The 24,312-nt window shown below is 73.1% G+C and carries 22 protein-coding genes and 1 pseudogene; 12 read left to right on the forward strand and 11 right to left on the reverse strand.

All coding sequences use genetic code 11. The features are described 5' to 3' along the window. Positions 1–42 precede the first annotated feature (42 nt). The 4 genes from ACZ51I_RS03020 (at position 43) to fabF (ending at position 3,699) form a co-directional block, all read left to right on the forward strand. The gene (locus tag ACZ51I_RS03020; RefSeq protein WP_468871113.1) at positions 43–960 is read left to right on the forward strand and encodes an ACP S-malonyltransferase; all 918 of its coding nucleotides are present in this window, start codon (positions 43–45) and stop codon (positions 958–960) included. A gap of 18 nt (positions 961–978) precedes the next feature. Continuing rightward, positions 979–2,049 (forward strand): beta-ketoacyl-ACP synthase 3, encoded by a 1,071-nt coding sequence (locus ACZ51I_RS03025; protein WP_468871114.1) that lies wholly within the window; start codon positions 979–981, stop codon positions 2,047–2,049. A 59-nt stretch (positions 2,050–2,108) separates the two neighbouring features. Then, a complete protein-coding gene (locus ACZ51I_RS03030; RefSeq protein ID WP_468871116.1) occupies positions 2,109–2,357 on the forward strand; it encodes an acyl carrier protein in 249 nt (82 codons plus the stop codon). A gap of 79 nt (positions 2,358–2,436) precedes the next feature. Beyond that, positions 2,437–3,699 carry a beta-ketoacyl-ACP synthase II gene (gene fabF / locus ACZ51I_RS03035; protein ID WP_468871118.1) on the forward strand — a complete coding sequence of 421 codons (1,263 nt, stop codon included), beginning with the start codon at positions 2,437–2,439 and terminating at the stop codon, positions 3,697–3,699. A 131-nt stretch (positions 3,700–3,830) separates the two neighbouring features. Here the strand turns inward: fabF and ACZ51I_RS03040 are convergent, their stop codons facing one another. Then, a complete protein-coding gene (locus ACZ51I_RS03040; protein WP_468871119.1) occupies positions 3,831–4,325 on the reverse strand; it encodes a DUF3145 domain-containing protein in 495 nt (164 codons plus the stop codon). A gap of 260 nt (positions 4,326–4,585) precedes the next feature. On the opposite strand from ACZ51I_RS03040, the gene ACZ51I_RS03045 reads away from it, so the two are divergent. After that, positions 4,586–5,479: an SGNH/GDSL hydrolase family protein gene (locus ACZ51I_RS03045; RefSeq protein WP_468871121.1), complete on the forward strand. Its 894-nt coding sequence runs from the start codon at positions 4,586–4,588 to the stop codon at positions 5,477–5,479. 51 nt (positions 5,480–5,530) lie between these two features. Here ACZ51I_RS03045 and ACZ51I_RS03050 read toward each other — a convergent pair. Next, a pseudogene (locus tag ACZ51I_RS03050) lies at positions 5,531–7,609 on the reverse strand (beta-glucosidase); the annotation flags it as partial. Between the two features lie 166 nt (positions 7,610–7,775). Between ACZ51I_RS03050 and ACZ51I_RS03055 the strand changes: the two are divergent. Continuing rightward, positions 7,776–8,351 carry a TetR/AcrR family transcriptional regulator gene (locus ACZ51I_RS03055; RefSeq protein ID WP_468871122.1) on the forward strand — a complete coding sequence of 192 codons (576 nt, stop codon included), beginning with the start codon at positions 7,776–7,778 and terminating at the stop codon, positions 8,349–8,351. Here the strand turns inward: ACZ51I_RS03055 and ACZ51I_RS03060 are convergent. After that, positions 8,348–9,205, reverse strand: coding sequence for an NAD(P)-dependent oxidoreductase (locus ACZ51I_RS03060; protein ID WP_468871123.1), 858 nt, complete (start codon positions 9,203–9,205; stop codon positions 8,348–8,350). The two genes, ACZ51I_RS03055 and ACZ51I_RS03060, sit on opposite strands and share 4 nt — an antisense overlap. Between ACZ51I_RS03060 and ACZ51I_RS03065 the strand changes: the two genes are divergently transcribed. Continuing rightward, positions 9,195–10,112, forward strand: a complete 918-nt coding sequence (locus ACZ51I_RS03065; protein WP_468871124.1) for a LysR family transcriptional regulator — start codon at positions 9,195–9,197, stop codon at positions 10,110–10,112. The two genes, ACZ51I_RS03060 and ACZ51I_RS03065, sit on opposite strands and share 11 nt — an antisense overlap. Positions 10,113–10,144: 32 nt before the next feature. Continuing rightward, the gene (locus ACZ51I_RS03070; protein ID WP_468871126.1) at positions 10,145–10,858 is read left to right on the forward strand and encodes a carbon-nitrogen hydrolase family protein; all 714 of its coding nucleotides are present in this window, start codon (positions 10,145–10,147) and stop codon (positions 10,856–10,858) included. Positions 10,859–11,003: 145 nt separating this feature from the next. On the opposite strand, the gene ACZ51I_RS03075 is transcribed toward ACZ51I_RS03070, so the two are convergent. From ACZ51I_RS03075 to ACZ51I_RS03095, 5 genes are all read right to left on the reverse strand, one after another. Further along, positions 11,004–11,822: a pectate lyase gene (locus ACZ51I_RS03075; protein WP_468871127.1), complete on the reverse strand. Its 819-nt coding sequence runs from the start codon at positions 11,820–11,822 to the stop codon at positions 11,004–11,006. 10 nt (positions 11,823–11,832) lie between these two features. After that, the gene (locus ACZ51I_RS03080) at positions 11,833–12,672 is read right to left on the reverse strand and encodes an EI24 domain-containing protein (protein ID WP_468871128.1); all 840 of its coding nucleotides are present in this window, start codon (positions 12,670–12,672) and stop codon (positions 11,833–11,835) included. Positions 12,673–12,682: 10 nt separating this feature from the next. After that, positions 12,683–14,296: a serine/threonine-protein kinase gene (locus tag ACZ51I_RS03085; protein ID WP_468871129.1), complete on the reverse strand. Its 1,614-nt coding sequence runs from the start codon at positions 14,294–14,296 to the stop codon at positions 12,683–12,685. Positions 14,297–14,411: 115 nt separating this feature from the next. Continuing rightward, on the reverse strand, positions 14,412–14,834 hold the full coding sequence (locus tag ACZ51I_RS03090; RefSeq protein WP_468871130.1) for an organic hydroperoxide resistance protein: 423 nt from the start codon (positions 14,832–14,834) through the stop codon (positions 14,412–14,414). 65 nt (positions 14,835–14,899) lie between these two features. Continuing rightward, the gene (locus tag ACZ51I_RS03095; protein ID WP_468871132.1) at positions 14,900–15,919 is read right to left on the reverse strand and encodes an NADP-dependent oxidoreductase; all 1,020 of its coding nucleotides are present in this window, start codon (positions 15,917–15,919) and stop codon (positions 14,900–14,902) included. Positions 15,920–16,024: 105 nt separating this feature from the next. Here ACZ51I_RS03095 and ACZ51I_RS03100 point away from each other — a divergent pair, with 105 nt between their 5' ends. Then, positions 16,025–16,459, forward strand: a complete 435-nt coding sequence (locus tag ACZ51I_RS03100; protein WP_468871133.1) for a MarR family winged helix-turn-helix transcriptional regulator — start codon at positions 16,025–16,027, stop codon at positions 16,457–16,459. 193 nt (positions 16,460–16,652) lie between these two features. Here ACZ51I_RS03100 and ACZ51I_RS03105 read toward each other — a convergent pair whose 3' ends face one another. Continuing rightward, positions 16,653–17,573 (reverse strand): SCO2400 family protein, encoded by a 921-nt coding sequence (locus ACZ51I_RS03105; protein WP_468871135.1) that lies wholly within the window; start codon positions 17,571–17,573, stop codon positions 16,653–16,655. Between the two features lie 298 nt (positions 17,574–17,871). Between ACZ51I_RS03105 and mreB the strand changes: the two genes are divergently transcribed. From mreB to ACZ51I_RS03120, 3 genes are all read left to right on the forward strand, one after another. Further along, complete coding sequence (mreB, locus tag ACZ51I_RS03110) at positions 17,872–18,933, forward strand: rod shape-determining protein MreB (protein WP_468871137.1); 1,062 nt, start codon at positions 17,872–17,874, stop codon at positions 18,931–18,933. A gap of 61 nt (positions 18,934–18,994) precedes the next feature. Next, positions 18,995–20,518: a GAF domain-containing protein gene (locus tag ACZ51I_RS03115; protein WP_468871138.1), complete on the forward strand. Its 1,524-nt coding sequence runs from the start codon at positions 18,995–18,997 to the stop codon at positions 20,516–20,518. Between the two features lie 184 nt (positions 20,519–20,702). Beyond that, complete coding sequence (locus ACZ51I_RS03120) at positions 20,703–21,887, forward strand: MFS transporter (RefSeq protein WP_468871682.1); 1,185 nt, start codon at positions 20,703–20,705, stop codon at positions 21,885–21,887. 94 nt (positions 21,888–21,981) lie between these two features. Here the strand turns inward: ACZ51I_RS03120 and ACZ51I_RS03125 are convergent, their stop codons facing one another. Then, positions 21,982–22,620 (reverse strand): response regulator, encoded by a 639-nt coding sequence (locus ACZ51I_RS03125; protein ID WP_468871683.1) that lies wholly within the window; start codon positions 22,618–22,620, stop codon positions 21,982–21,984. 50 nt (positions 22,621–22,670) lie between these two features. Beyond that, the gene (locus ACZ51I_RS03130; protein ID WP_468871140.1) at positions 22,671–23,885 is read right to left on the reverse strand and encodes a sensor histidine kinase; all 1,215 of its coding nucleotides are present in this window, start codon (positions 23,883–23,885) and stop codon (positions 22,671–22,673) included. Between the last annotated feature and the right edge of the window lie 427 nt (positions 23,886–24,312).

Genomic DNA, 24,312 nt, shown 5'->3' on the forward strand with positions numbered 1-24,312 from the left:
CCCCACGGGCGCTCGGAGCCGTCCCCAAGAGAGAGTGTGAGGGTGCTCGTACTCGTCGCTCCCGGCCAAGGCGCCCAGACGCCCGGCTTCCTGACCCCCTGGCTCGAACTCCCCGGCGCCGCCGACCGCATCGCGGCCTGGTCCGACGCCATCGAGCTCGACCTCGCCCACTACGGCACGAAGGCGGACGCGGACGAGATCCGCGACACCGCCGTGGCGCAGCCGCTCCTCGTCGCCGCCGGCCTGCTGTCCGCCGCGGCCCTCGGTGACGTGTCTCCCGGCGTCGTCGCCGGTCACAGCGTCGGCGAGTTCACCGCCGCCGCGTTCGCGGGCGTCCTCGACGACACCGCCGCGCTCCGCCTCGTCCGTACCCGCGGACTCGCGATGGCCGACGCCGCCGCGATCACAGCGACGGGCATGTCGGCGCTGCTCGGCGGCGACCCCGAGGTGACCGTCCCGCATCTGGAGAAGCTCGGCCTGACGGCGGCCAACGTGAACGGCGCCGGCCAGATCGTGGCCGCCGGCACCCTGGAGCAGCTGGCCGCCCTGGAGGCGGACAAGCCCGAGGGCGTCCGCCGGGTCGTCGCGCTCAAGGTCGCGGGCGCCTTCCACACGCACCACATGGCCCCGGCCGTGGCCAGGCTGGAGGAGGCGGCAAAGCAGCTGTCCCCGGCCGCTCCGGTCACCCGCTACGTCTCCAACAAGGACGGGCAGGTCGTCACCGACGGCGCCGAGGTCGTGGCCCGGCTGGTCGGCCAGGTCGCGAACCCGGTCCGCTGGGACCTGTGCATGGAGACCTTCCAGGCGCTCGGCGCGACCGCGCTGATCGAGGTGTGCCCCGGCGGCACCCTGACCGGTATCGCCAAGCGGGCCCTGCCGGGCGTGGCCACGGTCGCGCTCAAGACTCCCGACGACCTCGACGCGGCCCGTACGCTCATCGCCGAGCACGCGGCCGTCTGACAAGGAGTGTCGAGAAACATGTCGAAGATCAAGCCCAGCAAGGGCGCCCCGTACGCGCGGATCCTCGGTGTCGGCGGCTACCGCCCCACCCGGGTCGTGCCGAACGAGGTGATCCTCGAGAAGATCGACTCGTCCGACGAGTGGATCCGCTCGCGCTCCGGCATCGCCACCCGCCACTGGGCCTCCCCGGAGGAGACGGTCGCCGCCATGTCGGTGGAGGCCTCGGGCAAGGCCATCGCCGACGCCGGGATCACCCCCGAGCAGATCGGCGCCGTGATCGTCTCCACGGTCTCGCACTTCAAGCAGACCCCGGCGGTCGCCACCGAGATCGCCGACAAGATCGGCGCGGGGAAGCCGGCCGCCTTCGACATCTCCGCCGGCTGCGCGGGCTTCGGCTATGGTCTGACGCTTGCCAAGGGCATGATCGTCGAGGGTTCGGCGGAGTACGTCCTCGTCATCGGCGTGGAGCGGCTCAGCGACCTGACGGATCTGGAGGACCGCGCGACGGCCTTCCTGTTCGGCGACGGCGCCGGCGCCGTGGTCGTCGGCCCCTCCGAGGAGCCGCACATCGGCCCCACGGTCTGGGGTTCCGAGGGCGACAAGTCCGAGACGATCAAGCAGACCGTGCCGTGGAACGAGTTCCTCCCCCAAGCTCTCGGCTCGGCTGGAGCAGGGCGGACCCCCACCGGTGACGTCTCGCAGCTGCCGCTCAACGAGCAGGGCGAGATCAAGTTCCCCGCCATCACGCAGGAGGGCCAGGCGGTCTTCCGCTGGGCCGTCTTCGAGATGGCGAAGGTCGCCCAGCAGGCGCTGGACGCCGCCGGCATCACGGCGGACGACCTGGACGTCTTCATCCCGCACCAGGCGAACATGCGGATCATCGACTCGATGGTGAAGACTCTGAAGCTGCCGGAGCACGTCACGGTCGCCCGCGACGTGGAGACCACCGGCAACACCTCGGCCGCCTCGATCCCGCTCGCGATGGAGCGGCTCCTGGCGACCGGGAAGGCGAAGAGCGGCGACACCGCGCTCGTCATCGGCTTCGGGGCGGGTCTCGTCTACGCCGCGACGGTCGTTACCCTCCCCTAGGCACACCGGATCTTCCGGAAGCCCCCCTTACCGAAGTAACCGCAAGAAGGAGCGCCACTATGGCTCACACCCAGGACGAGATCGTCAAGGGCCTCGCCGAGATCGTCAACGAGATCGCCGGCATCCCGGTCGAGGACGTCCAGCTGGACAAGTCCTTCACCGACGACCTGGACGTCGACTCGCTGTCCATGGTCGAGGTCGTCGTCGCCGCCGAGGAGCGCTTCGACGTGAAGATCCCCGACGAGGACGTCAAGAACCTCAAGACGGTCGGCGACGCCGCTGACTACATCCTGAAGCACCAGGCCTGATTCGGCCCTCGCTGACTCGGTCCGCCACCCGGCGGTGGCGCCGTACTCCGACCATCACACACGTGGAGAAAGAATTCCTGTGAGCTCGACCAATCGCACCGTGGTCGTCACCGGTCTCGGCGCAACCACACCGCTGGGTGGCGACTCCGCATCGACCTGGGAAGGTCTGATCGCGGGACGCTCCGGCGTCAAGCCCCTCGAGGGCGAGCGCTTCGCCGAACTGCCCGTCAAGATCGCGGCGCTCGCCGCGGTCGACCCCGGCGACGTGCTGCCCCGCCCGCTCGCCCGCAAGCTGGACCGCTCGGCGCAGTTCGCGCTGATCGCGGCCCGCGAGGCGTGGGCCGACGCGGGCTACACCGGCCCGGCCGGTGAGGACGAGAAGATCGTGCCCGAGCGGCTCGGCTCCGTCATCGCCTCCGGCATCGGTGGCGTAACGACTCTGCTCGACCAGTACGACGTGCTGAAGGAGAAGGGCGTACGCCGCGTCTCCCCGCACACCGTGCCCATGCTCATGCCGAACAGCCCCTCCGCGAACGTGGGCCTGGAGGTGAACGCCCGGGCGGGCGTCCACACTCCCGTCTCCGCGTGCGCGTCGGGTGCCGAGGCGATCGGCTACGCCGTCGAGATGATCCGTACCGGCCGTGCCGACGTGGTCGTCGCCGGCGGTACCGAGGCCGCGATCCACCCGCTGCCGATCGCCGCCTTCGCCAACATGATGGCGATGTCCAAGAGCAACGACGAGCCGACGAAGGCTTCGCGTCCGTACGACACGGGCCGCGACGGCTTCGTGCTCGGCGAGGGCGCGGGCGTGGTGATCCTCGAGTCCGAGGAGCACGCGAAGGCGCGCGGCGCCCGGATCTACTGCGAGGTGCTGGGGCAGGGCCTGTCGGCCGACAGCCACCACATCGCGCAGCCCGAGCCGACCGGCCGGGGCATCGCCGCCGCGATGCAGAACCTGCTGGACTCGACGGACCTCAAGCCGTCCGAGGTCGTCCACCTCAACGCGCACGCCACGTCGACGCCGCAGGGTGACGTCGCCGAGATCAAGGCGCTGCGGAAGATCCTGGGCGACGACCTGGACCACGTCGCGATCTCCGCGACGAAGTCGATGACCGGTCACCTCCTGGGTGGTGCCGGCGGCATCGAGACCGTCGCGACGGTCCTGGCGCTCCACCACCGCCTGGCGCCGCCGACGATCAACGTCGACGAGCTGGACCCCGAGGTCGAGGCGGACATCGTCCGCGACGAGCCCCGCGAACTCCCGCAGGGCACGATCGCCGCGATCAACAACTCGTTCGGCTTCGGCGGCCACAACGTGGTGCTGGCGTTCCGCACGGTCTGATCCGCGCCTGACGCGTGAGGCCCATCCCCGGTGTCGGGGGTGGGCCTTTCGTGTGGGTCGGCGCAGGCGAGGGCCGAGGGTCCCGGGGCATCGCGCACGGGGCCCGCGCGGGCCTCAGGGCGTTCTCGGCGTCAGACGACCTGATGCAGCCAGCGGACGGGGGCGCCCTCGCCCGCGTACCGGAAGGGTTCCAGCTCGTCGTCCCAGGGCTTCCCGAGGAGCTTGGCGATCTCCGCCTCCAGCTGGGTCTCGCCCTGCGCGGAGCGCGCGAGGGCGGCCCGCAGCCGGTCCTCGGGGATCAGGATGTCCCCGTGCATGCCGGTGACGGCATGGAAGATGCCCAGGTCGGGGGTGGCGCTGTAGCGCTCGCCCTCGGCGGTGGAGCAGGGTTCCGCAGTGACCTCGAAGCGCAGCATCTGCCAGCCGCGGAGCGCGGAGGCGAGCTTGGAGGCGGTGCCGGTCTGGCCCTGCCAGGAGAACTCGGCTCTCCAGGTGCCGGGGGACGCCGGCTGGCGGATCCAGTCGAGCTGGACCCTCGCACCGAGGACGCCCCCGACCGCCCATTCGACGTGCGGGCACAGCGCGCGCGGTGCGGAGTGAACGTACAGGACTCCACGTGTCGTCACCGGGACCTCCAGTGTGGGACGAGGTTCGCCTTTTCCCAGCGGCCTCAGTAAACAGCATCAGGGGCAGAACATCGCAAACCATCAAAAAGGGGACAGCATGTGACGTGATGTAATTTACCGGAGCCGGTCGGCAAAGGTGCCTCTGGTTCGACGGGGGAAAAGCTACCGTGCCGCACCGTCATCGGTGTGACGTACGGTCGGTCCGGGGGCTGGTGAACACGAAGCTTTCACCCGCGAGGACGCCGAAGGAGGGACCCTGGATGCGCGGCCGACGCCGATTCCGTACCGCTGTCGCCGCCGCGACGGCGGCGCTGCTGTGCGGAGGGGTGATCTCCGGTTGCACGGCCGGGAGCCCGGAAGCAGCGGCGCCGAGCGCCCGCCCGACCGTCCGCCCGACGCCGGAGCGGGAACCCCTGTGGGACGTCTCCCCCGCCTCCGTGGCGGCCGTCGGCGACTCCGTGACCCGCGCGTTCGACGCGTGCTCGCTCCTCGCGGACTGCCCCGAGGTGTCGTGGGCGACCGGGACGGACACCGCCGTCAACAGTCTGGCGCTGCGGCTGCTCGGCCCGGAGAAGGTGGCCACCCGCAGCTGGAACCTGGCCCGCACGGGCGCCCGGATGGCGGAGCTTCCCGGGCAGATGGCCGGGGCGGCGGCCGAGAGGCCCGAGCTGGTGACGGTGATGATGGGGGCGAACGACGCCTGCCGGCCCACCCCGGACCTCATGACCCCGGTCGCCGATTTCCGCGCCTCCTTCGAGGCGGCCCTCGCCCGGCTGCGGGCGGGCGCGCCGAAGGCGCAGGTGTACGTGGCGAGCGTGCCGGACCTGAAGCATCTGTGGTCGACGGGGCGGGTGAGTCCGCGGGGGCTCGAGGTGTGGAGGCTGGGGGTCTGCGGCGCGATGCTGGCGGACGCGGAGGACCTGGGTCCGGCGGCCGAGCGGCGCCGGTCGGCGGTGCGGGACCGGGTGGTGGCGTACAACGAGGTCCTAAAGGAGGTCTGCGCGAAGGACGCGCGTTGCCGGTACGACGGCGGGGCCGTCTTCGGTTTCCGCTTCGACGGCGGGCAGTTGAGCCCCTGGGACTGGTTCCATCCGAGCAGGGACGGGCAGGCGCGGCTCGCGGAGCTGGCGTACCGGCGGATCACGAAGGAGTGAGGGGCCCCGGGGCGGTTGTCAGGTGCCGCCCCGGGGCCGGTCCCGGGGAGGTCAGACCTCCATGGTGGCGGTCAGTCGCGCGTCCGTCAGGGAGTGGGCGGCGACGACCTCGTAGGCGCCCGTGACGAGGGTCCAGCCGTTCTTCTCCTCGTCCCAGATCTCGAAGGCGCGGCGGGGCAGCGCGATCTCGGTCTCGACGGTCTCGCCGGGCGCGGCCTCGACGCTCGCGAAGCCGGCCAGCCAGCGGGCGGGGCGTTCGGTGCGGTCGGAGGCCGGGGCCAGGTAGATCTGGACGGTCTCGCGGCCGGGCCGGTCGCCGGTGTTGGTGATCCGGACGGTGGCCTTGCCGGCGGCGGCGATCAGGGAGTCGTACGACCAGGTGGTGTAGCCGAGGCCGTGGCCGAAGGGGTACGCGGGGACGACGCCGGCCCTGTCCCAGGCGCGGTAGCCGATGAAGACGCCCTCGGAGTAGGGCAGTTCGCCGTCCGTCGGGGTGACCTCGGTGACGGGGGCGTCGGCGAGGGTGGCGGGCCAGGTGGTGGGGAGGCGGCCGCCGGGCTCCTCGGCGCCGGTGAGGACGTCGGCGAGGGCGGCGCCGCCCTCCTGGCCGGGGAACCAGCCGAGCAGGATCGCGGCCACGTCCTCGCGCCAGGGCAGCTCGACCGGGGAGCCGGCGTTGACGACGACGACGGTGTTCGGGTTGGCGGCGGCCACGGCCCGTACGAGGTCGTCCTGGCGGCCGGGGAGGGCGAGGTCCTCGCGGTCGAAGCCCTCGGACTCGACGCGCTCGGTGGTGGCGACGACCACGACGGCGGTGTCGGCGGCGCGGGCGGCTTCGACGGCCTCGGCGATCAGTTCGTCGGGGTCACGGCGGGGGCCGAGGTGGACGAAGGAGAACATGACGGCCGGGAGCGGGGCCGCGAACTCCGTGTCCAGGGTGTGGAGCAGGGAGACCTCGACGGTCTCCCCCGCGGTGAGGGCGACCTTGGCGCGCTCGACCGGGGAGCCGAAGAACGCCTCGAAGGGGTCGGTCTCGGGGCCCATGGCCTGCACGCCGTCGTAGAGGGTCTCGCCGCCGACGGTGAGGGTGTAGGCGCCGAGGCCGCGGGTGCCGAAGGAGTGCTCGCCGGACTCGCGCGGGGTGAAGGTGCCGACGACCTCGATGGAGGCGAGGTTCTCGTGGGTGACGCCCTCGGGCAGGTCGTCGCCGATCCACTGGACCTGGCCGTTGGGCAGGGAGCCCTCGCCGAGGACGGTGCCGTCGGCGTCGCGGCAGACGGCTCGGAGGCTGAAGCCCTGGTCGGCGGGGGTGAGTTCCTCGCTGGGGTCTGCCCCCAGGCTGAAGGTCAGGGCGCCGTCCGGGAGGGCGGCGGTGAGGCCGTCGAGCGGGGAGACGACGTGGTCGGGGAAGACCTGGGCGGAGCCGCCGCCGAGGATCCGGGCGTCGCGTGCGGCGGCGCCGGAGAGGGCGACGGTGCCGTTCTTCAGCGGGAGGGCGCCGTTCTCGTTCCGTACGAGGACGAAGCCGCGGCGGGCGAGTTCGCGGGCGAGGGCGTCGCCGTCGATGGCGGCGGGGTGCTCCGTGACGACCGGCGGGGCGCCTTCGAGGGCGCCGACGCGGGCGGCGAGCCGCAGGACGTTGCGTACGGCCGTGTCGACGGCGGCCTCCTCGACCTCGCCGACGCGGACGGCCGCGGCGAGGGCCTCGCCGTAGACGGTGGTGGGTCCTGGCATGGCGACGTCGAGGCCGCCCTCGATGTCGGCGGTGGTGGAACGGGCGGCCATCCAGTCGGAGACGTTGCAGCCGTCGAAGCCCCACTCGCCGCGGAGGACCTCGTTCACGAGCTGGTGGTGCTCGGTCATCGACACGCCGTTGACCTGGTTGTACGCGGTCATGATGCCCCAGGGGTGGGCGTTCTTGACGATGGCCTCGAAGGGGGCGAGGTAGAGCTCGCGGAGGGGGCGGGGCGCGATCCTGTTGTCGACGGTGAAGCGGTCGGTCTCGGCGTCGTTGGCGACGAAGTGCTTGACGGTGGTGCCGACGCCGCCTTCCTGGACGCCCTGGACGTAACCGGTGCCGATGGCGCCGGTGAGGTACGGGTCCTCGCTGTATGCCTCGAAGTGGCGTCCGCTCCACCATGGCCGTACCTCCTCGTTGACGTGCCGATGACCCCGATGGGCTCATCGTGCCCCCACTACCTGTAGACCGGTAGGCAACGTGATGACTTCGTTACTTATGAGGGAGGGGGAGGGGGTACGGTCCTGTTCGACGAACCTGCGGAAGGGGGCCACGGCGATGGTGCGGGCCAGGAGCGAGGAACGGCGCGCGGACATCCTGCGCGCCGCCCTCGAAGTGATCGCCGAGCGCGGCTACCGGGGCGCCACCCTGGGCTCCGTCGCCGAGCGCGTCGGGCTGACCCAGCAGGGGCTGCTGCACTACTTCCCGACGAAGGAGGCGCTGCTCGTCGCGGTCCTGGAGGAGCGGGACCGCTGGGACACGAGCGGGGGCCGGGACCGCGAGGGCTGGCGGCTCGACCTTCTGGAGTCCCTCGTCGAGTACAACGCGATGCGGCCCGGGATCGTGCAGACCTTCTCCGCGCTGCTCGGCGAGAGCGTCACGGACGGGCACCCGGCGCGGGAGTTCTTCACCGAGCGGTACGCGCAGGTGCGGGCCAACATGGCGGACGTCCTGCGCCTGGAGTTCGGCGAGCGGCTGCCGGGCGGCCTCACCCCGGAGCGGGCGGCGCCGCTGCTCACGGCGGTGATGGACGGCCTCCAGTACCAGTGGCTCCTGGACCCGTCGGCGGTGGACATGCCGGGCGCGTTCCGGGACTTCCTGCGGCTGCTGCGCGGCGGCGGGGAACCGCGTTAACGGGCGACCGCCGCCAGGTCCTCGCCGAGGAGGGCCGGGTCTCCGGTCAGGAGGGCGTGGACGGCCTCCAGGACGGGGAGCTTCGCCGACGAGATGGCCAGGGCGACGTCCTTCGCGGCCAGGGCGACCGGGAAGTACGAGCCGGCGGCGGTGGCCCGGTCGACGGCGCCCGCGAGGGGGCCCGCGCCGAGGGTGCGCAGCGTGAGCTCGCGGGGCAGGCCGAGCGCGCCCGCGAGCGTGAGGGCCTCGGAGACGAGGGCGACCCCGCCGATGACGGCGTTGATGAGGACGAGCTTGAGGGCGGCGCCCGCACCGGGGCCTCCGCAGGGCGTGACGGTGCCGAGCCGGCCGAGGACGGCGGCGACGGGCGCCGTGTCGCCGCCCGCGAGGATCATCAGCTCGCCGGCGGCCGCGCGGTCGACGCTGCCCATGACGGGCGCGTCGATCAGGGTGACCCCGGCGGGGAGTCGGGCGGCGAGGGCGGCGACGGTGTCCGGACCGACCGTCGAGGTGTCGATCCAGTGGGTGCCGGGACGCAGCGCCGGGATCAGCTCGTCCGCGACGGCGAGCGCCGCGGCCGGGTCCGCGAGCATCGTGACGACGACGTCGGCGTCCCGGACGGCCTCGGCGGGGGTCGCGGCGCGGACGGCGCCGTCGGCGACGAGGGCGGCGGCCTTGGCGGCCGTACGGTTCCAGACGGTCAGGGGGTGGCCGGCGCCCAGCAGGCGGCGGGCCATCGGCAGGCCCATGGATCCGAGGCCGAGGAAGGCGATCTTCTGAGATGTGGTGTCCATGCCCCCGACGCTAGGGTCGCCCGAGGCATGCCACAAGCGAATGTCTAGCATGGTCGGCATGCCTGGTTCTCATGGCTTGTACGAGGTCTTCCTCGCGGTCGCCCGCGCGGGCTCCTTCACCGCCGCGGCGCACGTCCTCGGCTACACCCAGTCCGCGGTCTCCCGCCAGATCCAGTCCCTGGAGGACGAGGTCGGCGCTGAACTCTTCGAGCGGCTGCCGCGCGGGGTGCGGCTGACCGAGGCGGGCCGGGTGCTGGTGCCGCACGCGGAGGCGGTCCGGGACCGGCTCGCCGCCGCCCGGGCGGAGCTGGAGGCGCTGCGCTCCCTGGACGGCGGGCTGCTGCGGCTCGGGGCCTTCTCCAGCGCCACGGCGGCCCTGGTGCCGCGCGCGCAGGCCGCGTTCCGGCAGCGGCATCCGGGGGTGACGGTCAGCCGGGTGGAGGGACCCTCCGTGAAGCACCTGGGCCTGGTGGCCGCCGGGGAGGAGGACCTCGCGGTGGTCGCCCCGCCGCAGGGCACTCCCCCGCCACCGGCGGTGACGCTGCGCCATCTGCTCGACGAGCCGATGCTGGTGGCCCTGGCGCGGGGGCACCGCTGCGCGGGGCGGCGGGCGGTGCGGCTCGCGGAGCTCGCGGACGAGGAGTGGATCGTCGGCCACGAGCGCCTGGAGGACACGCTGTTCCGGCCGGCCGTCACGGCCGGCTTCCGGCCGCGCACGGGGCTGCTCGCCCATGACTGGATCGCCAAGCTCGGCGCGGTCGCGGCGGGCCTCGGCGTCACGCTCGTCCCGGCGCTCGCGGCGTCCTCGGTGCGCCCGGACGTCGCGCTCGTCACGATCCACCCGGAGGACGTCCCGTACCGCCGGATCTGCGCGGCCACCCCGCCGCTCCCGACGGTCGCGGCGACCGCCTTCCTCGCCGTACTCCGCGAGACGGCACAGGAGCTAACAGACTCCCTCCTGCGTTGACCCTTACAGATCCTCACGAGAGGATGACGGTCATGATCGTCGCTGCCACCCAGTTCGCCCCGGTCGCCGGGGACATCGACACCAACGTCCGTACGATCGCCGGTCTGGTCCGGGCGGCCGGGGCGGAGGGGGCCCGGATCGTGGTCTTCGCCGAGCTGGCGCTCACCGGGTACGAGCCGTCCCTGATCCGGGACACGCCCGCGCTGGCCCTCACCGAGAACGACCCCCGGCTCGAACCCGTACGGGAGGCCTGCCGGGCCGCCGGGGCGGCGGCTGTGATCAACGGGCCGGTGCGGACGGGTGGTTCGGGTGCCGGGATCACCACGCTCGTGATCGGTCCGGACGGCTCGCTCCTCGCCCGCTACGACAAGCGGCACCTGTACGGGGTCGAGGCGGAGGTCTTCGCGCCGGGCGACACCGACGGGCGGTTCACGCTCGACGGGGTCCGGTTCGCCCTCGCCACCTGTTACGACAACCGCTTCCCCGAGCTGGCCGAGCGGGCCGCCGCCGACGGCTGCACCGTGTACCTGGCGAGCTCGGTGCTCTCCGCCGACAACGACTCCTTCGAGAGCGTCTATCCGGTACGGGCCCGGGACTTCGGCCTGTACGTGGTGCTCGGCAACGTCCTGGGGCCCAACGAGGACGGGGTCGGCACGGGCAGGGCCGGGGTCTGGGGCCCGGACGGCGAACGGATCGCGGACGCGGGGCCGGAGAAGCCCGGTTTCGTGGTCGCCGAGGTGGGCTGAGGCACGAGGAGACCGGGCGGCCGTGGACGGTCGCGGCGGCCCGGGACGATCCCGACGAACCCGGTCCTCCGGGATGAGCCCGGTCCTCCGGGATGAGCCCGGCCCTCGGGGATGGGACGCGGGAGGGCCGGGGGCTCGGCTGGGATCAGTCGTACGAGAGGTCCCCGGCGGCGTAGCGGCAGGTGGTGCCGTCCGGGCCGGTGCCGGTCTCCTGGGGCTCCTTGCCGGTGTTGTTGCCGGTGAAGCGGGTGCACGGCTTGATCTTCTTCTGCGCGTCGCCGTGGATCCGGATGTTCCGCAAGGTCGCGGTGTCGCCGTAGTTGGCGTTGACGCCGACGATCGACTTGCCGGGCGCGGTGACGTCGACGTCGTTGATCAGGATCGTGCGCGGGTACTGCTTCTTGCAGTTGCCGCAGGAGCGAACGAGCTTGCCGAAGTCGGCGACCTGGAACTTGGTGACGACCAGCTTGCCCGCGCCGTTGAACTGGAAGACCTTGTCGGAGGCGCCCTTCGCGCCGCCGCCGTAGACCGCGTACACGGACGAGGCGGAGGTGCCCTTGAAGGTGGCGGCGTCCTCGCCGACGTTCTCCCACCAGACGTTCTGCAGGGTGCAGCTGCCGAGGCAGTGGACGCCGTCGGCGGCCGGGGTGCCGAGGACCACGTTCTTGAGGACGGCGCCGTCCTTGAGGACGAACAGCGGCTTCTGGCTCTCGTCCTGGCCGTCCGAGCCGAGCTCACCGGTGCCGTAGAAGCGCTTCAGCTTCCCGTCGTACGTGCCGGAGACCTCGATGGTCGTGGCGACCGGCTTGCTGCCCCTCGCCTCCGGCCAGGCCGCGACGGCGCTCGCCGCGCCCGCCGGGGCGAGCAGGCTGGTGGTGACGATCGCCGCGCCGGTGATGCCGAGGGCGCTCAGGCCGCCGATGACCGCGCGGCGGCGGCCCGTCTTCCGCTTGTGTGACGTCATGGTTCCTTCTTCAGTGGGGGAAGTGGTGCACCCCCTGGTCGCCACCGGAGGAAGGAAGGTTGCCGTCTTCTCGATCGTTTTCCCGGCCGTCCTCCCCAGGAGCGCCCCCGGCCGTCTCGCCGCGCAGGTCACGGGCCATCAGGGTGGCCCCGGCGACCGCGCCCGGCATGAGGAAGACGGCGACGAAGGGCACGAGGAAGGCGAGGGTCAGCGGAACTCCGAAGCCCAGGGCGGCCATCCGGCGCCCGCGCAGCAGCCGCAGCCGCTCCTTGAGCTCGACTCCCCGGCGCTGGAGCGCGACGGCCGTCAGCTCCTCGGCGAGGAAGAAACCGGAGACGCAGAACCCTATGGCGGGGACCACGGTCTGGCCGACGACGGGGATGAACCCGCAGGCGAAGAGCAGGACGCCGTAGAACGCGACCCGCAGCAGGACCCGCAGGCTGTCTCGGGCCGAGATCCACAGCTCGCGCCAGAGCGGCAGACCCGACTCGGGGACGTCGCCGCCCTCGCCACGGTCGACCTCCTCGGAGAGCGACTCGTAGAAGGGCTGCCCGACGAGGAGGGTGACGGCGGTGAAGGTGATCACCGCGAGGAAGAGCCCGAAGGCGAAGACGAGCGCCGTCAGGGTGCCGCGGACGACGTCGAGCCAGGGCGAGCTCCAGTCGTCGGCGAAGGGCGTCGCCCAGGCGGCGAGGTCGTCGGCGCCGTAGCCGAGACCGACGAGCGCGCCGGAGTAGAGGACGAGCGTCACGAGTCCGGGCAGCAGCCCGAAGCCGAACCAGCGCCCGTGCCTGCCGACCCATTTCTGGCCCCGCATCAAGTACTTGAAACCCACCCCGAAATCACGCATGGGGGTCACCCTAACCGCCGCTCGTACGGAAGGAATCGAGGGCCGTGTCGAAGTGGCCCCGGGCCTCGGCGGCGCGGCCCACCGGGGCCGAAACCCACAGGTCGTAGAGGGTCCCGGCCTGCTCCCAGCACAGGTCGACGGTGTGCCGGGGGCCCTCGGCGCGCGTGAAGCCGTCCCAGGTGAACTCCCAGCGGGCGGCCGGCAGTCCCTGGTGACTCGCCTCCTCGACGGTGGCGTCGCGGTACCCCTTGTTCGTACCCGGGCCGGCCGCGGCGGCGGTACGCATCGCCCCGATCGCCCCGCCGGCCGGGACCGCCCGGATCCTGACCCCGACCCAGACGGCCCCGTCGCCCGTGGTGTAGAAGATCCGGTCGCCGTCGGTCGAGCGGCGCGCCCCGGCGGGCACGGCCAGGGTGAAGCCCCGCTCGTCCTCGACGGCCGTGTACCCGGCGGGTACGGGGCGGGGCGCGGGGGCCGTCGTACGGGTGGAGGTGGCGGGTCCCGTCTCCGGTGACCGGTCGTCGCGGGCGGCGAGCAGCACCGCGACCGTCACGGCGGCGACGGAGGCCGCGAGGACGGCGGCCACGAAGGGCAGCGCGAGGGCGGCCTGGGCGCGGGAGCGGCCGGGGGCTGCGGGGCCGCCGTCCGTGGGGCCGCTGTGGGGGTGGCCCCCGGGGTGGTGGTGGTCGCCTCCGGTGGGGTGACCGGCCTCCGGGGTGAGCCTCGGGGTGGTGGCGAGCCCGGCGTCGCGGGCGGTCGGCGGGTGGCCCTCGGCCGCCGACCGGGTCCCCTCCGCCGCCTCCTCCCCCGTGGCGCAGGCGGCGAGCATCCGGCGGGCCTCGGGGGCGCTCAGGCGCCGGTCCGGGTCACGTTCGAGGAGGCCCCGGACGACGGGGACGAGCGGTCCCATCCGGTCGGACGGCCGGATCTCCTCGTACACGACGGCGTGCAGGACGGCCCCGATGGAGTCCCGGCGGAACGGCGACGTGCCCGTGGCGGCCGCGCACAGCAGCGCGCCGAGCGACCACAGGTCGGAGGCCGGGCCGCCGTCCTCGCCCTTCATCCGCTCCGGAGCGGTGTACTCGGGGGTGCCGACGAAGATCCCGGTCCCGCTGAGCGTGGTGGCGCCGGGGAGGCTGGCGATGCCGAAGTCCGTGAGGACGGCCCGGCCGGTGCCCTTCTCCAGGAGGACGTTGGCGGGCTTCACGTCCCGGTGGAGCACCCCGTGGGCGTGGGCCGCGGACAGCGCGTCGAGGAGGTCGAGGCCGAGGCGCGCGGCCTCCCGGGGGGACAGGGCGCGGCCGGCGGCCAGCCGGTCGGCGAGCGAGCCGCCGTCGACCAGCTCCATCACCAGGGCGGGGCGGCCCTCGTGCTCGACGACGTCGTGGACGACGATCACATGGGGGTGGCGGACCTGGGCGACGATCCGGGCCTCCCGCAGGGCGCCCGCCGGATCGGCGCCGTGGTCGAGCGCGAGCGTCTTGACGGCGACGGGGCGGCCGAGGAGTTCGTCGGTGGCCCGCCGGACGACGCCCGTCCCGCCCTGGCCGAGCCGCTCGCCGAGGCGGTAGCGCCCGCCGATCAGCCCGTGTCCGGTCTGCTCCGGCCCGTTGTGCGACGACACTCGACTCCCCCTGTCCGCAGGACACGGACATGATGCCGCAGCCGCTCCGGACACGGCGAGGGCCGCACCCCCGGTGCCGGGGGTGCGGCCCTCGTACGCGCTGCGCGTCCTGGGATCAGACCGCGAGCTCGACCGTGATGTTGCCGCGGGTCGCCTTGGAGTACGGGCAGACCTGGTGGGCCTTCTCGATGAGGCCCTTGGCGGTCTCGGCGTCCACGTTCGGGATGGTCGCCGAGATCTTGACGATGATCCCGAAGCCGTCGTCGTTCTTGCCGATGCCGACCTCGGCGGTGACCGTCGAGCCGGAGACGTCGGCGTTCTCGTTGCGGGCGACGACGCCGAGCGCGCCCTGGAAGCAGGCGCTGTAGCCGGCCGCGAAGAGCTGCTCGGGGTTGGTGCCCGCGCCGGAGCCGCCCATGGCCTTGGGCGGGTTCACGACGACGTCGAGCTGACCATCGTCGGTCGCCACCCGCCCGTCACGGCCGTTCTCGGCGGTGGCGACGGCGGTGTAGAGGACGTCGGAGTGCTGGATCGACATGCTGGTGTCTTCCTTGTTCGTTCCGCCGTCGACTCGCGCCCACGATCGCGGCGGCTGAGGGAAGACTAGCGGGTCGCCGAGACGATCATCTTTCCGGTGTTGTCGCCGCGGAGCAGGCCGAGGAAGGCGTCCACGCCGTTCTCGATGCCCTCGACGAAGGTCTCGCGGTGCTTCAGCTCGCCCGAGGCGAGCCAGCCGCCGACCTCCTGGACGAACTGGTTCTGCAGGCCGTAGTGGTCGCCGACGAGGACGCCCTGGAGCCGAAGCCGCTTGCCGATGATCATCGCCATGTTGCGCGGGCCGGGGACCGGCTCGGTGTCGTTGTACTGGGCGATCATGCCGCAGATGGTGGCGCGGCCGTGCACGTTGAGCGAGGAGATCGCGGCTTCGAGGTGGTCCCCGCCGACGTTGTCGAAGTAGACGTCGATGCCGTCCGGGGCGGCCTCGCGGAGCTGGTCCTTGACCGGGCCGTTCTTGTAGTTGAAGGCCGCGTCGAAGCCGAGCTCCTCGACGAGGAACTTGACCTTCTCGTCGGAGCCGGCGGAGCCGATGACCCGGGAGGCGCCCCTGAGCCTGGCCATCTGGCCGACCTGGCTGCCGACGGCGCCGGCCGCGCCGGAGACGAAGACGGCGTCGCCCTCCTTGAAGGAGGCGACCTCGAAGAGGCCGGCGTAGGCCGTGAGGCCGGTCATGCCGAGCACGCCGAGGTACGCGGAGAGGGGGGCGAGCGCCGGGTCGACCTTGGTGGCGTGCTGGGCGGGGACGTCGGCGTACTCGCGCCAGCCCAGACCGTGCAGGACGTGGTCGCCGACGGCGAAGCCCTCGGCGTTGGACGCGACGACCTCGCCGACCGCGCCGCCGTCCATGGGGTGGTCCAGCTTGAAGGGCGGGATGTACGACTTCACGTCGTTCATCCGGCCGCGCATGTACGGGTCGACGGAGAAGTGCAGGTTGCGCACGAGGATCCGGCCCTCGGCGGGCTCGGTGACCGGGGTCTCGCGCAGGGCGAAGTCCGACGGCACGGGCCAGCCGTGGGGACGGGCGACGAGGTGCCACTCACGGCTGGACGCGGGAAGAACGGACATGAGCACGGCCTCCAGAAAAGCTTCGGATTGCAAAAGGTTCACTACCTCAAACAACCATGCGCCTAGATATTTCAGGTTGTCAAGTATCTGGGTAGACTGCTGCCCATGGCCACCCCACGCACGGACCCCCTGACCCTCGAAGTCGTCGAGCTCATCGGCACGGTCGTCGCGCGTTACTACGAGGAGTACGAGCAGGCGGCCGCGCAGCACGCGCTGACCGGCGCCCAGGCCCGCGTCCTCGGCCTGCTCTCCCTGGAGCCGCTGCCGATGCGGCACATCGCCCAGAAGCTGAAGTGCGAGCCTTCCAACATCACCGGCATCGTCGACCGCCTGGAGGCCCGTGGCCTGGTGGAACGCCGCCCGGACCCGGCGGACCGCCGCGTCAAGCTGGCCGCCCCCACGGAAGAGGGCCGCGACACGGCCCGCCGCCTCCGCGAGTCCCTGGACTTCGCCCGCGAGCCGCTCGGCGAACTGACGGAGACCGAGCGGACCCTCCTGCGGGACCTGCTGAGGCGGATGCTGGGCGCGGACGTGGCGTAGGGCCGGGCCCTGAGCCCTAGGGCGTGTTTCGAAAGTCCCGTCTGCGCGGCGGCGCCTGGCACGCACGCTCGCCGCGTTGTCGGGATCGCCCTCGTACGCCCAGTACGAGGGCGACCCTCCGCCTTGCGATCGCACGCACCAGACACCGCCGCGCCCGCCCTCCGGGCGGACGACGCTACTTTCGAAACACGCCCTAGACGCACCACCAGAGGAAGCGGGTGCAGGTCGGGGTCGGGGTGGGTGTCGGGGTGCGGGTCGGGGTGGGGCTCGAGGCCGAGGGCGTGGGGGCGCCGGGGGTGTCCGAGTCGCCCGGCGTCGGGTCGCTCGCCGTCGCGGAGGTCGTCGCCGTGGGCGTGGTGGGCGGGGAGGCCGGTCCGGTGGTCGTGGGGGCCTCGGGCGGGGCACCGCCGTCCCCCTGGCCGGTGGCGGGACCCGGGCCCGTGCCCGTACCGGAGCCCGCACCCGCCCCCGTACCCCCACCGGAACCGGAGCCCGTGTCCGTGCCCGTGCCGGAGCCCGCGCCCGCGCCCGCGCTCGCCGTCGAGTCCGCGCTCACCTGGTGGGGGCGCGCGGAGGGGGAGCCCGGGGCGTCCGTGACCGGGGCAGGGCTCGGTCCGTTCGGCGGTTCGGTGTCTTCCACGGGCGCGGGCGGCAGCGGGGTCTCGGTGACCTCCAGCTCCTCCACGGCGGTGGCGGCGCCGTTCGGCGGGGGCTCCTCCAGGGCGAGCTTTCCCAAGGTCAGCGAGCCGGCCGCGAGGACCAGGCCCACCGTGCCCACCAGGACCGTACGGCCCCGGCGCGAGCGGGACCTCCTCCCCCGGCGCGGGGCGGAGCGGTCCCGGGCGGCGCGGTCCTGCGCGGCGACCCGGGCAGCGCGGCGTCCGCCGGTGGCCGGGCGCGGCGGTTCGAGGACGTCCAGCTCGTAGACGTGCTCGGGCGCGGGCCCGTCGGGCTCGCCGTAGGCCGCGGGCCGGTCCGGCTCGCGGTAGCCGCGGTCCGGGGTGGGGACCGCTATGCGGGGGGTCTCGTACCGCAGTTCCTCGACAGGCGTCCCGCACCCGGCACAGGCGAGGGCCCCGTTGAGATGCCGCCGGCACGCGTGGCAGTAGTCCATGGGGCCCGCAGGCTATGCGGCCGGGCCCGGCGTCAGGTAGGCGCGGAAGTGAGGATCCTGTGTGGAAACCGCAGGTCGACGGCGGTGCGTCGTGATTCTCCCGCTTCGGGACGGATCGCCTCCGGGCTCGCGGCGGAGCCTCCTCACCCGGAGTGGGAGGTAAGGCACCGCCCGGCACCGGGGCCCCGGGCGGCTCAGCCCAGCGCGCGCCGCGGCCCGGACGGCCGGACGATGCGAACAGGACCGCGAATCGCGACCCGCCTCGCCCGCGCCAGCACCGCACTCCGGAGGATCCGCCGTGACCGTCAGCCTTGAACAGCTGCGTCGTTGCCATGTCGCCGTCGACCTGGGTGCCGCCCGCACCCGGGTTTTCGTCAAGGGCGCCGGACTCGTCGTCGACGAGCCGAGCGTCGCCGCCGTCAACACCCGCACCGGCGCGCTGATCGCCGTCGGCGCGCTCGCCGAGAAGATGACCGGCCGCACCCCCGACTACATCCGCGTCGTGCGCCCGGTCTCGGGCGGCACGGTCGTCGACATCGAGATGGCGCAGCGGATGCTCCGTCACCTCCTGGGCGAGAAGCTGCGCCGGCAGCTGCGCCGCAAGCCCCGGCTGCGCGCGGCCGCCTGCACCCCGCACGACAGCGATCCGCTGGCGCAGCGCGCCGCCGTCGAGACCCTCGTGGGTCTCGGGGCGCGCCGGGTCGAGCTGGTCGACACCCTGATCGCGGCGGCCGTGGGCTGCGGGCTTCCCGTCGAGCAGCCGACCGCGACCATGATCCTGGTGTGCGGGGCGGCGACCACGCAGGTCGCGGTGCTCTCGCTCGGCGCGATCGTCACGGCGGAGCGGATGCCGGTCGGCGGCGACGCCATCGACCACGCCGTCATCCAGCACCTGCGCCACCACCACGAGCTGATGCTGCCGAGCCAGTCGGTGCGCCCCCTGCAACTGGCCCTCAGCGGCAACGGCCTGACGCCCCACGGTCCCGCCTGGACGGAGATCCACGGCCGGGACGTCGCCACGGGCCTGGCCCGTTCGGTGACCGTCGACACCGCGGCCGTACGGGAGGCGATCCACACGCCGCTGACGGCGGTCCTCGACGGCATCGGGAAGGTGCTGCGGGACTGCCCGCCGGATCTGGTGGCCGACCTCGCGGACCGCGGGATCATGATGGTGGGCGGCAGCGCCCTGCTGCCGGGCCTCGACCAGATGCTGCGCGAGGCGACCGGCATGCCGGTGCACATCGCCGAACGGCCGGACGTGTGCGCGGTCCTCGGGCTCGGCGCGATGCTGGAGGGCAAGGTCCAGCCGATGGTCCTCGACCCGCTGACGGAGCGCGACCCGCTCGCCGACACGGACTGAACCCGGGAACGGCCGAGCGCTGAAGCATTCGAAAGCGGATGATTCGTACGACAATGAGACCATGACGATCATGGATGAGGACGAGGACGCCCCCCGCCTGCCCATGCTGCTCGAAGCGGTCCTCAGCGTCGGCACCGACCTCGAACTCCGCGCCACCCTCCAGCACATCGTGGACTCCGCCACCGAGCTGACCGGAGCCCGCTACGGGGCGCTCGGGGTCGTCGACCCCGAGCGCCGCCGCATCACCGAGCTCTTCACCTCCGGCATGACGGACGAGGAGCGGCAGCGGATCGGCCGCCTCCCCGACGGCCACACCGGGCTGCTCGGCGTCCTGGTCCAGGACCCGCAGCCGCTGCGGCTCGACGACCTGACGGCCGACCCGCGCTCCTCCGGCGTCCCCGGGGGCCACCCGGAGATGCACTCCTTCCTCGGCGTCCCCATCCGGGTCCACACGGAGGTCTTCGGCAATCTGTACCTCACCCAGAAGCCCGCGGGCGGCTTCACCGAGGAGGACCTCGCCCTGCTGCGGGTCCTCGCCTCCCAGGCCGGGATCGCCATCGGCAACGCCCGGCTGTACGAGACGGCCCGGCAGCGGGAGCGCTGGATCGAGGGCGCGGCCGCGGTGACCACGGCCCTGCTCACCGGAGCCTCCGCCGAGAACGCCCTGACGACCGTCGCCGAGCGGGCCCGGCTCCTCGCCGGCGCCTCGGCCGGCGTGGTCCTCCAGCCCACCGACGAGGGCGGGATGGAGATCGTCGCCGCCTCCACCACCGACGACCCGGGCGACCTGGTCGGCACGACGATCGCTCCCGGCTCCCCCGTGCTGGTCCAACTCCTCGGTGGGGAGCCCGTCTTCGTCGAGGACTCGGCGACCGATCCCCGGATGACCACGCACGTCCGGTCCCGTTTCGGTCCGTCGATGATGCTGCCGCTGCAGAGCGGCGGGAAACTCATCGGCACCCTCGCCCTGCCCCGGCGGCGCGGTGACGCGCCGTACTCGGCGGTGGAGCGGCTGCTCGCCTCGCAGTTCGCCTCTCAGGCGGCGCTCGCGCTGGTCCTGGCGGACGCGCGCCAGGACCGGGAGCGGCTCGCGGTCTTCGAGGACCGCGACCGGATCGCCCGTGACCTGCACGACCTGGTGGTGCAGCGGCTTTTCGCCACCGAGATGATGCTGGAGTCGACCCGGCGGCGCGCGGCCGGCACCTCCGAGGAGAGCGCGCTGCTCGGCCGGGCCGTGGACGAACTGGACTCCACCATCCAGGAGGTCCGGACCACCATCTTCGCGCTCCAGCAGCCTCCCGCGGACGCGCCCACCACGTTCCGGGGGCGGGTGCTGCGCGAGACCGGCGGGGCCGCCGTGCTGCTCGGCTTCCAGCCGTCCGTGCACTTCTCCGGGGCGGTCGACACGCTCGTCGACGAGGAGACGGCCGCCGGGCTCCTCGCCGCCCTGCGCGGGGCGCTCGCGGCGGCGCACCGGCGGCCCGGCGTCGGCGCGATCACGGTCGAGGTCTCGGCCGGCGACGGCGGCGCCCGGCTGCGCGTCGAGGACGACGGCACACCGTCGGCCACGGTGACGTGGCCCTAGGGGGTGTCCCGTCGACCACGCCGGGCTCGCGGCGTGATCGACAAGACACCCCCCAGGCCTCCGACCCGCTCTGACGCACCCGTACGGACCAGCCCGGCGCGCCGAGTGCCGTCGCCCGTTCTTGACTGGAGAGGTGACCACCGAGACCAAGTCCCCCACAGCGGCGGCCTACCGCAACCTGGTGATGGCCACCATCGGCTTCACGCTCACCTTCTGGGCATGGGACCTGGTCGCGCCGCTCGCCAGTTGGTACGGCGACCGGCTCGGCCTCAGCTCCTTCGAGCAGTCGCTTCTCGTGGCGGTGCCGGTCCTGGTGGGCTCGGTCGGGCGCATCCCGGCCGGGGCGCTGACCGACAGGTACGGCGCGAAGGTGATGTTCCCGCTGGTCTCGGCGCTGACGATCGTTCCGGTGCTGCTCCTGATCGTCGTCAAGGACAGTTACGGCCTGCTGCTGGTCGTCGCCTTCCTGCTCGGCCTCGGCGGCACGACGTTCGCGATCGGCATCCCGCTCGTCAACTCCTGGTTCCCGCCCGCCAAGCGCGGACTTGCGCTCGGGGTGTTCGGCATGGGCATGGGCGGCGTGGCGCTCTCCGGCTACTTCACGCCCCGGATCGCCAGGCACGGCGAGAACCTGCCGTTCCTCGTCGTGGCGGTCGCGCTGGCGGCGTACGCGGTGCTGGCCACGTTCCTGATCTCCGACCGCCCGGACCGGCCGGTGCCCACCGCCCCCCTCGCGTCGCGGCTCCGCTCGGCGGGGCGGCTGCGGGTGACGTGGGAGCTGTCGGCGTTGTACGCGATCGGGTTCGGCGGCATCGTCGCGTTCGGCGTCTACCTGCCGACGTACCTGAAGACCTGGTACGAACTCGACCCGACGGACGCGGGCACCAAGGCGGCCGGCTTCGCGCTGGTCACGGTCGTCTTCCGCCCGATCGGCGGCTGGCTGTCCGACCGGGTCCACCCGGCACTCGTCACGGCCGTCGCGCTCGGCGTGGTCGCACTGCTCGCGATCGTCCAGGCCTTCGACCCGCCGCTGAACCCGGGCGGCACGATCGCGCTGCTCGTCATGGCCGCCGGGCTCGGCACGGCGAGCGGCTCCGTCTTCGCCCTGGTCTCCCAGGTCACCCCGCAGGCCAAGGTCGGCAGCGTGACCGGCATCGTGGGCGCGACGGGCGGCCTCGGCGGCTTCCTGCCGCCGCTGGTGATGGGCGCGATCTACAGCGCGAAGGGCTCGTACTCGATCGGCTTCATGCTGCTGTCGGACCTGGCCCTTGCGGGGTGCGTGTACGCGTACGGGCGGATGCGGGGGATCGGGCCGGGCGGCGAGGAACCGGACCCGGAGCGGGTCAAGGTCACGGCGGCCCGCCCGTAAACGAGGGCCTGTCCGGCGGACCAGGCGGGACCGCCACGCCGGATCCCGCCCGTAAGGATCCAGGGTCACCCGGCGGACCAGCGCCGGACAGGCCCTACGTGCCCACCCCCAGGAAGCGCAGCACGGCCAGTACCCGGCGGTGGTCGGCGTCCGCCCTGGGGAGGTCGAGCTTGGCGAGGATGCTGTTGATGTGCTTGGCGACCGCGCTCTCGCTGACCACGAGCTGTGCGGCGATGCCCGCGTTGGAGCGGCCCTCGGCCATGAGGGCGAGCACCTCCCCTTCGCGGGCCGTCAGCCGGTCCAGCGGATCGTTCGAGCGGCGTACCAGCAGCTGGGCGACGACCTGCGGATCGAGCGCGGTACCACCGTCCGCCACCCGCCGCAGTGCCTCGATGAACTCCTCGACGTCCGCGACCCGTTGCTTGAGCAGATATCCCACGCCGCTGGTGTTGGCGGCGAGCAGGTCGGCCGCGTAGCGCTCCTCGACGTACTGGGAGAGCAGCAGCAGGGCCGTCGAGGGCCGGCTGCTGCGGATCGCCAGCGCGGCACGCACGCCCTCGTCGGTGAAGCCCGGCGGCATCCGGACGTCCACCACCGCGAGGTCGGGCCGGTGCTCCTCGACGGCGGCGAGGAGACCCTCCGCGTCGCCCACCTCGGCGGCCACTTCGAAGCCGGCCATCTCCACCACCTTGACCAGCCCCATCCGCAGCAGCACGGAGTCCTCGGCGATCACCGCACGCCGCACACCGCGCTCCTCGTCCCTCGTGCCGGGGGCGGCACCCTTCAGCTCTTGCACGGCAGCTCCACGCTCATCATGGTCGGTCCCCCCACGGGACTGCTCATCCGGAATGTTCCGTCGACCGACCGCACGCGCTGGGCGAGCCCGGTCAGGCCGCTTCCCCTGACGGGATCGGCCCCGCCCAGGCCGTCGTCCGCGATCACCACCCGCAGTATCCCGCCCAGCAGGGTGACCGTCACCTCCGCCCGGCTCGCCTCCCGCGCGTGCTTGGCGACATTCGTCAGCGCCTCGGAGACCACGAAGTAGGCGACCGCCTCCACCGCCGGCGCGCATCGCCGCGGCAGGTCCGCCCTCAGCCGTACGGGCAACGGGGCGCGGGCCGCGAGCCCCGACAGAGCGGCGTCGAGGCCGAGTTCGTCCAGGACGGCGGGATGCAGCCCCCGCACCAGACTGCTCAGCTCCTCGATCGCCTCCTTCGCCTCCCGGTGCGCCGCGTCGATCACCTCGCGCGCCTCCGGTGGCAGATCCACCAGCGTGGCCCTGGCCAGGCCCAGGTTCAGGGCCAGCGACACCAGCCGCTGCTGCGCGCCGTCGTGCAGATCCCGTTCGATGCGCCGCCGCTCCGCGTCCGCCGCGTCCACCGCGCCGGCCCGGCTCTCGGTGAGGTCCTCGACCCGCCGCGCCAGGTCCCCTTCCCTGCTGCGGCCGAGCAGGGCGGGAACCACCTGACTCTCCAGGCGTACGAGGGCCGCGGCCAGGGGCGGGACGGCGGCCAGCGCGGCCAGTCCCGCGACGGAGACGTACGCCGCCTGCGTGGTGTAGCCGAGGTGCTCCGTCCGCCACTGCCAGGGCAGCGCGTAGACCCACACCGAGGCCGTCGCCGCGGCCACTCCGGCCACCAGCAGCGCCACCACCAGCGCTTCGAGTCCGCCGAACAGCGCCCCGGCCAGGCTGTGGTAGCCGAACTGACGCCACGGACCCCGCCACCCCGGGCGGGGGATGTCGATCCCGAGCAGCCGCCGGAAACGCCGGCACTGGGCGACGGTCAGCGCCGGCACGGAGAGCGACGTCACGACCAGTGCGAGCCCCAGGACGTACGGCGCGCTGCCGTCGTTCCCCGCGACGATCTCCCACACGAGGCCGATGACCACGAACAGCAGGAACCCCATGAGGAGGTGGAGCGGCACCCCCAGAGCGAGGAAGGAGGTGTCGCGCGTCAGTCGGGTGAGCGCCCGCCGCAGCCGGGGCCGGATCTTCATGATCCCACCGTAGGTGCCGGTCCCCGCGGCCTGCCATGAACCTGTCGCCCGCAACGGGGGTGCAGCCAGTACCACCCCAGGACGGACAACCGTGCTACTGACTGCGGAGACCGGAGACCGGAGGGTTGATCACGAGCCCGACGGCCGGGTTCGTGACACCGGAAGAGACCTCCGACGTGGCCCTCACCGCCTTCACCTCCCCTGTCGCCGGAAGCAGTCGCCCCGCGACCGGCACTGCCCACGGCTCCTTCGACCTCGGCCGGGCCCGCCGCCGGCAGGGCCGCGTGCTCATGGGCGCGGGGCTCGCCCTGCTGCCCTGGCTCGGTTACCTCGCCGGCACCCTGCCGCCCGCCGAGGCCGCCGCCTGGGTCACCCTCGACGTCCTGGAGGCCGCCGCGCTGCTCACCGCCGGCAGCCGTCTGGCGCG

The organism is Streptomyces sp. NPDC034084 (genome assembly GCF_055575535.1).

Excerpts from the sequence above, each read along its gene's own strand:
- ACZ51I_RS03025 (WP_468871114.1), top strand. The coding sequence starts at position 979 with ATGTCGAAGATCAAGCCCAGCAAGGGCGCCCCGTACGCGCGGATCCTC.
- ACZ51I_RS03030 (WP_468871116.1), top strand. The coding sequence starts at position 2,109 with ATGGCTCACACCCAGGACGAGATCGTCAAGGGCCTCGCCGAGATCGTC.
- ACZ51I_RS03045 (WP_468871121.1), top strand. The coding sequence starts at position 4,586 with ATGCGCGGCCGACGCCGATTCCGTACCGCTGTCGCCGCCGCGACGGCG.
- ACZ51I_RS03055 (WP_468871122.1), top strand. The coding sequence starts at position 7,776 with ATGGTGCGGGCCAGGAGCGAGGAACGGCGCGCGGACATCCTGCGCGCC.
- ACZ51I_RS03065 (WP_468871124.1), top strand. The coding sequence starts at position 9,195 with ATGGTCGGCATGCCTGGTTCTCATGGCTTGTACGAGGTCTTCCTCGCG.
- ACZ51I_RS03060 (WP_468871123.1), bottom strand. The coding sequence starts at position 9,205 with ATGCCGACCATGCTAGACATTCGCTTGTGGCATGCCTCGGGCGACCCT.
- ACZ51I_RS03070 (WP_468871126.1), top strand. The coding sequence starts at position 10,145 with ATGATCGTCGCTGCCACCCAGTTCGCCCCGGTCGCCGGGGACATCGAC.
- ACZ51I_RS03075 (WP_468871127.1), bottom strand. The coding sequence starts at position 11,822 with ATGACGTCACACAAGCGGAAGACGGGCCGCCGCCGCGCGGTCATCGGC.
- ACZ51I_RS03080 (WP_468871128.1), bottom strand. The coding sequence starts at position 12,672 with ATGCGTGATTTCGGGGTGGGTTTCAAGTACTTGATGCGGGGCCAGAAA.
- ACZ51I_RS03090 (WP_468871130.1), bottom strand. The coding sequence starts at position 14,834 with ATGTCGATCCAGCACTCCGACGTCCTCTACACCGCCGTCGCCACCGCC.
- ACZ51I_RS03095 (WP_468871132.1), bottom strand. The coding sequence starts at position 15,919 with ATGTCCGTTCTTCCCGCGTCCAGCCGTGAGTGGCACCTCGTCGCCCGT.
- ACZ51I_RS03100 (WP_468871133.1), top strand. The coding sequence starts at position 16,025 with ATGGCCACCCCACGCACGGACCCCCTGACCCTCGAAGTCGTCGAGCTC.
- ACZ51I_RS03105 (WP_468871135.1), bottom strand. The coding sequence starts at position 17,573 with ATGGACTACTGCCACGCGTGCCGGCGGCATCTCAACGGGGCCCTCGCC.
- ACZ51I_RS03115 (WP_468871138.1), top strand. The coding sequence starts at position 18,995 with ATGACGATCATGGATGAGGACGAGGACGCCCCCCGCCTGCCCATGCTG.
- ACZ51I_RS03120 (WP_468871682.1), top strand. The coding sequence starts at position 20,703 with ATGGCCACCATCGGCTTCACGCTCACCTTCTGGGCATGGGACCTGGTC.
- ACZ51I_RS03130 (WP_468871140.1), bottom strand. The coding sequence starts at position 23,885 with ATGAAGATCCGGCCCCGGCTGCGGCGGGCGCTCACCCGACTGACGCGC.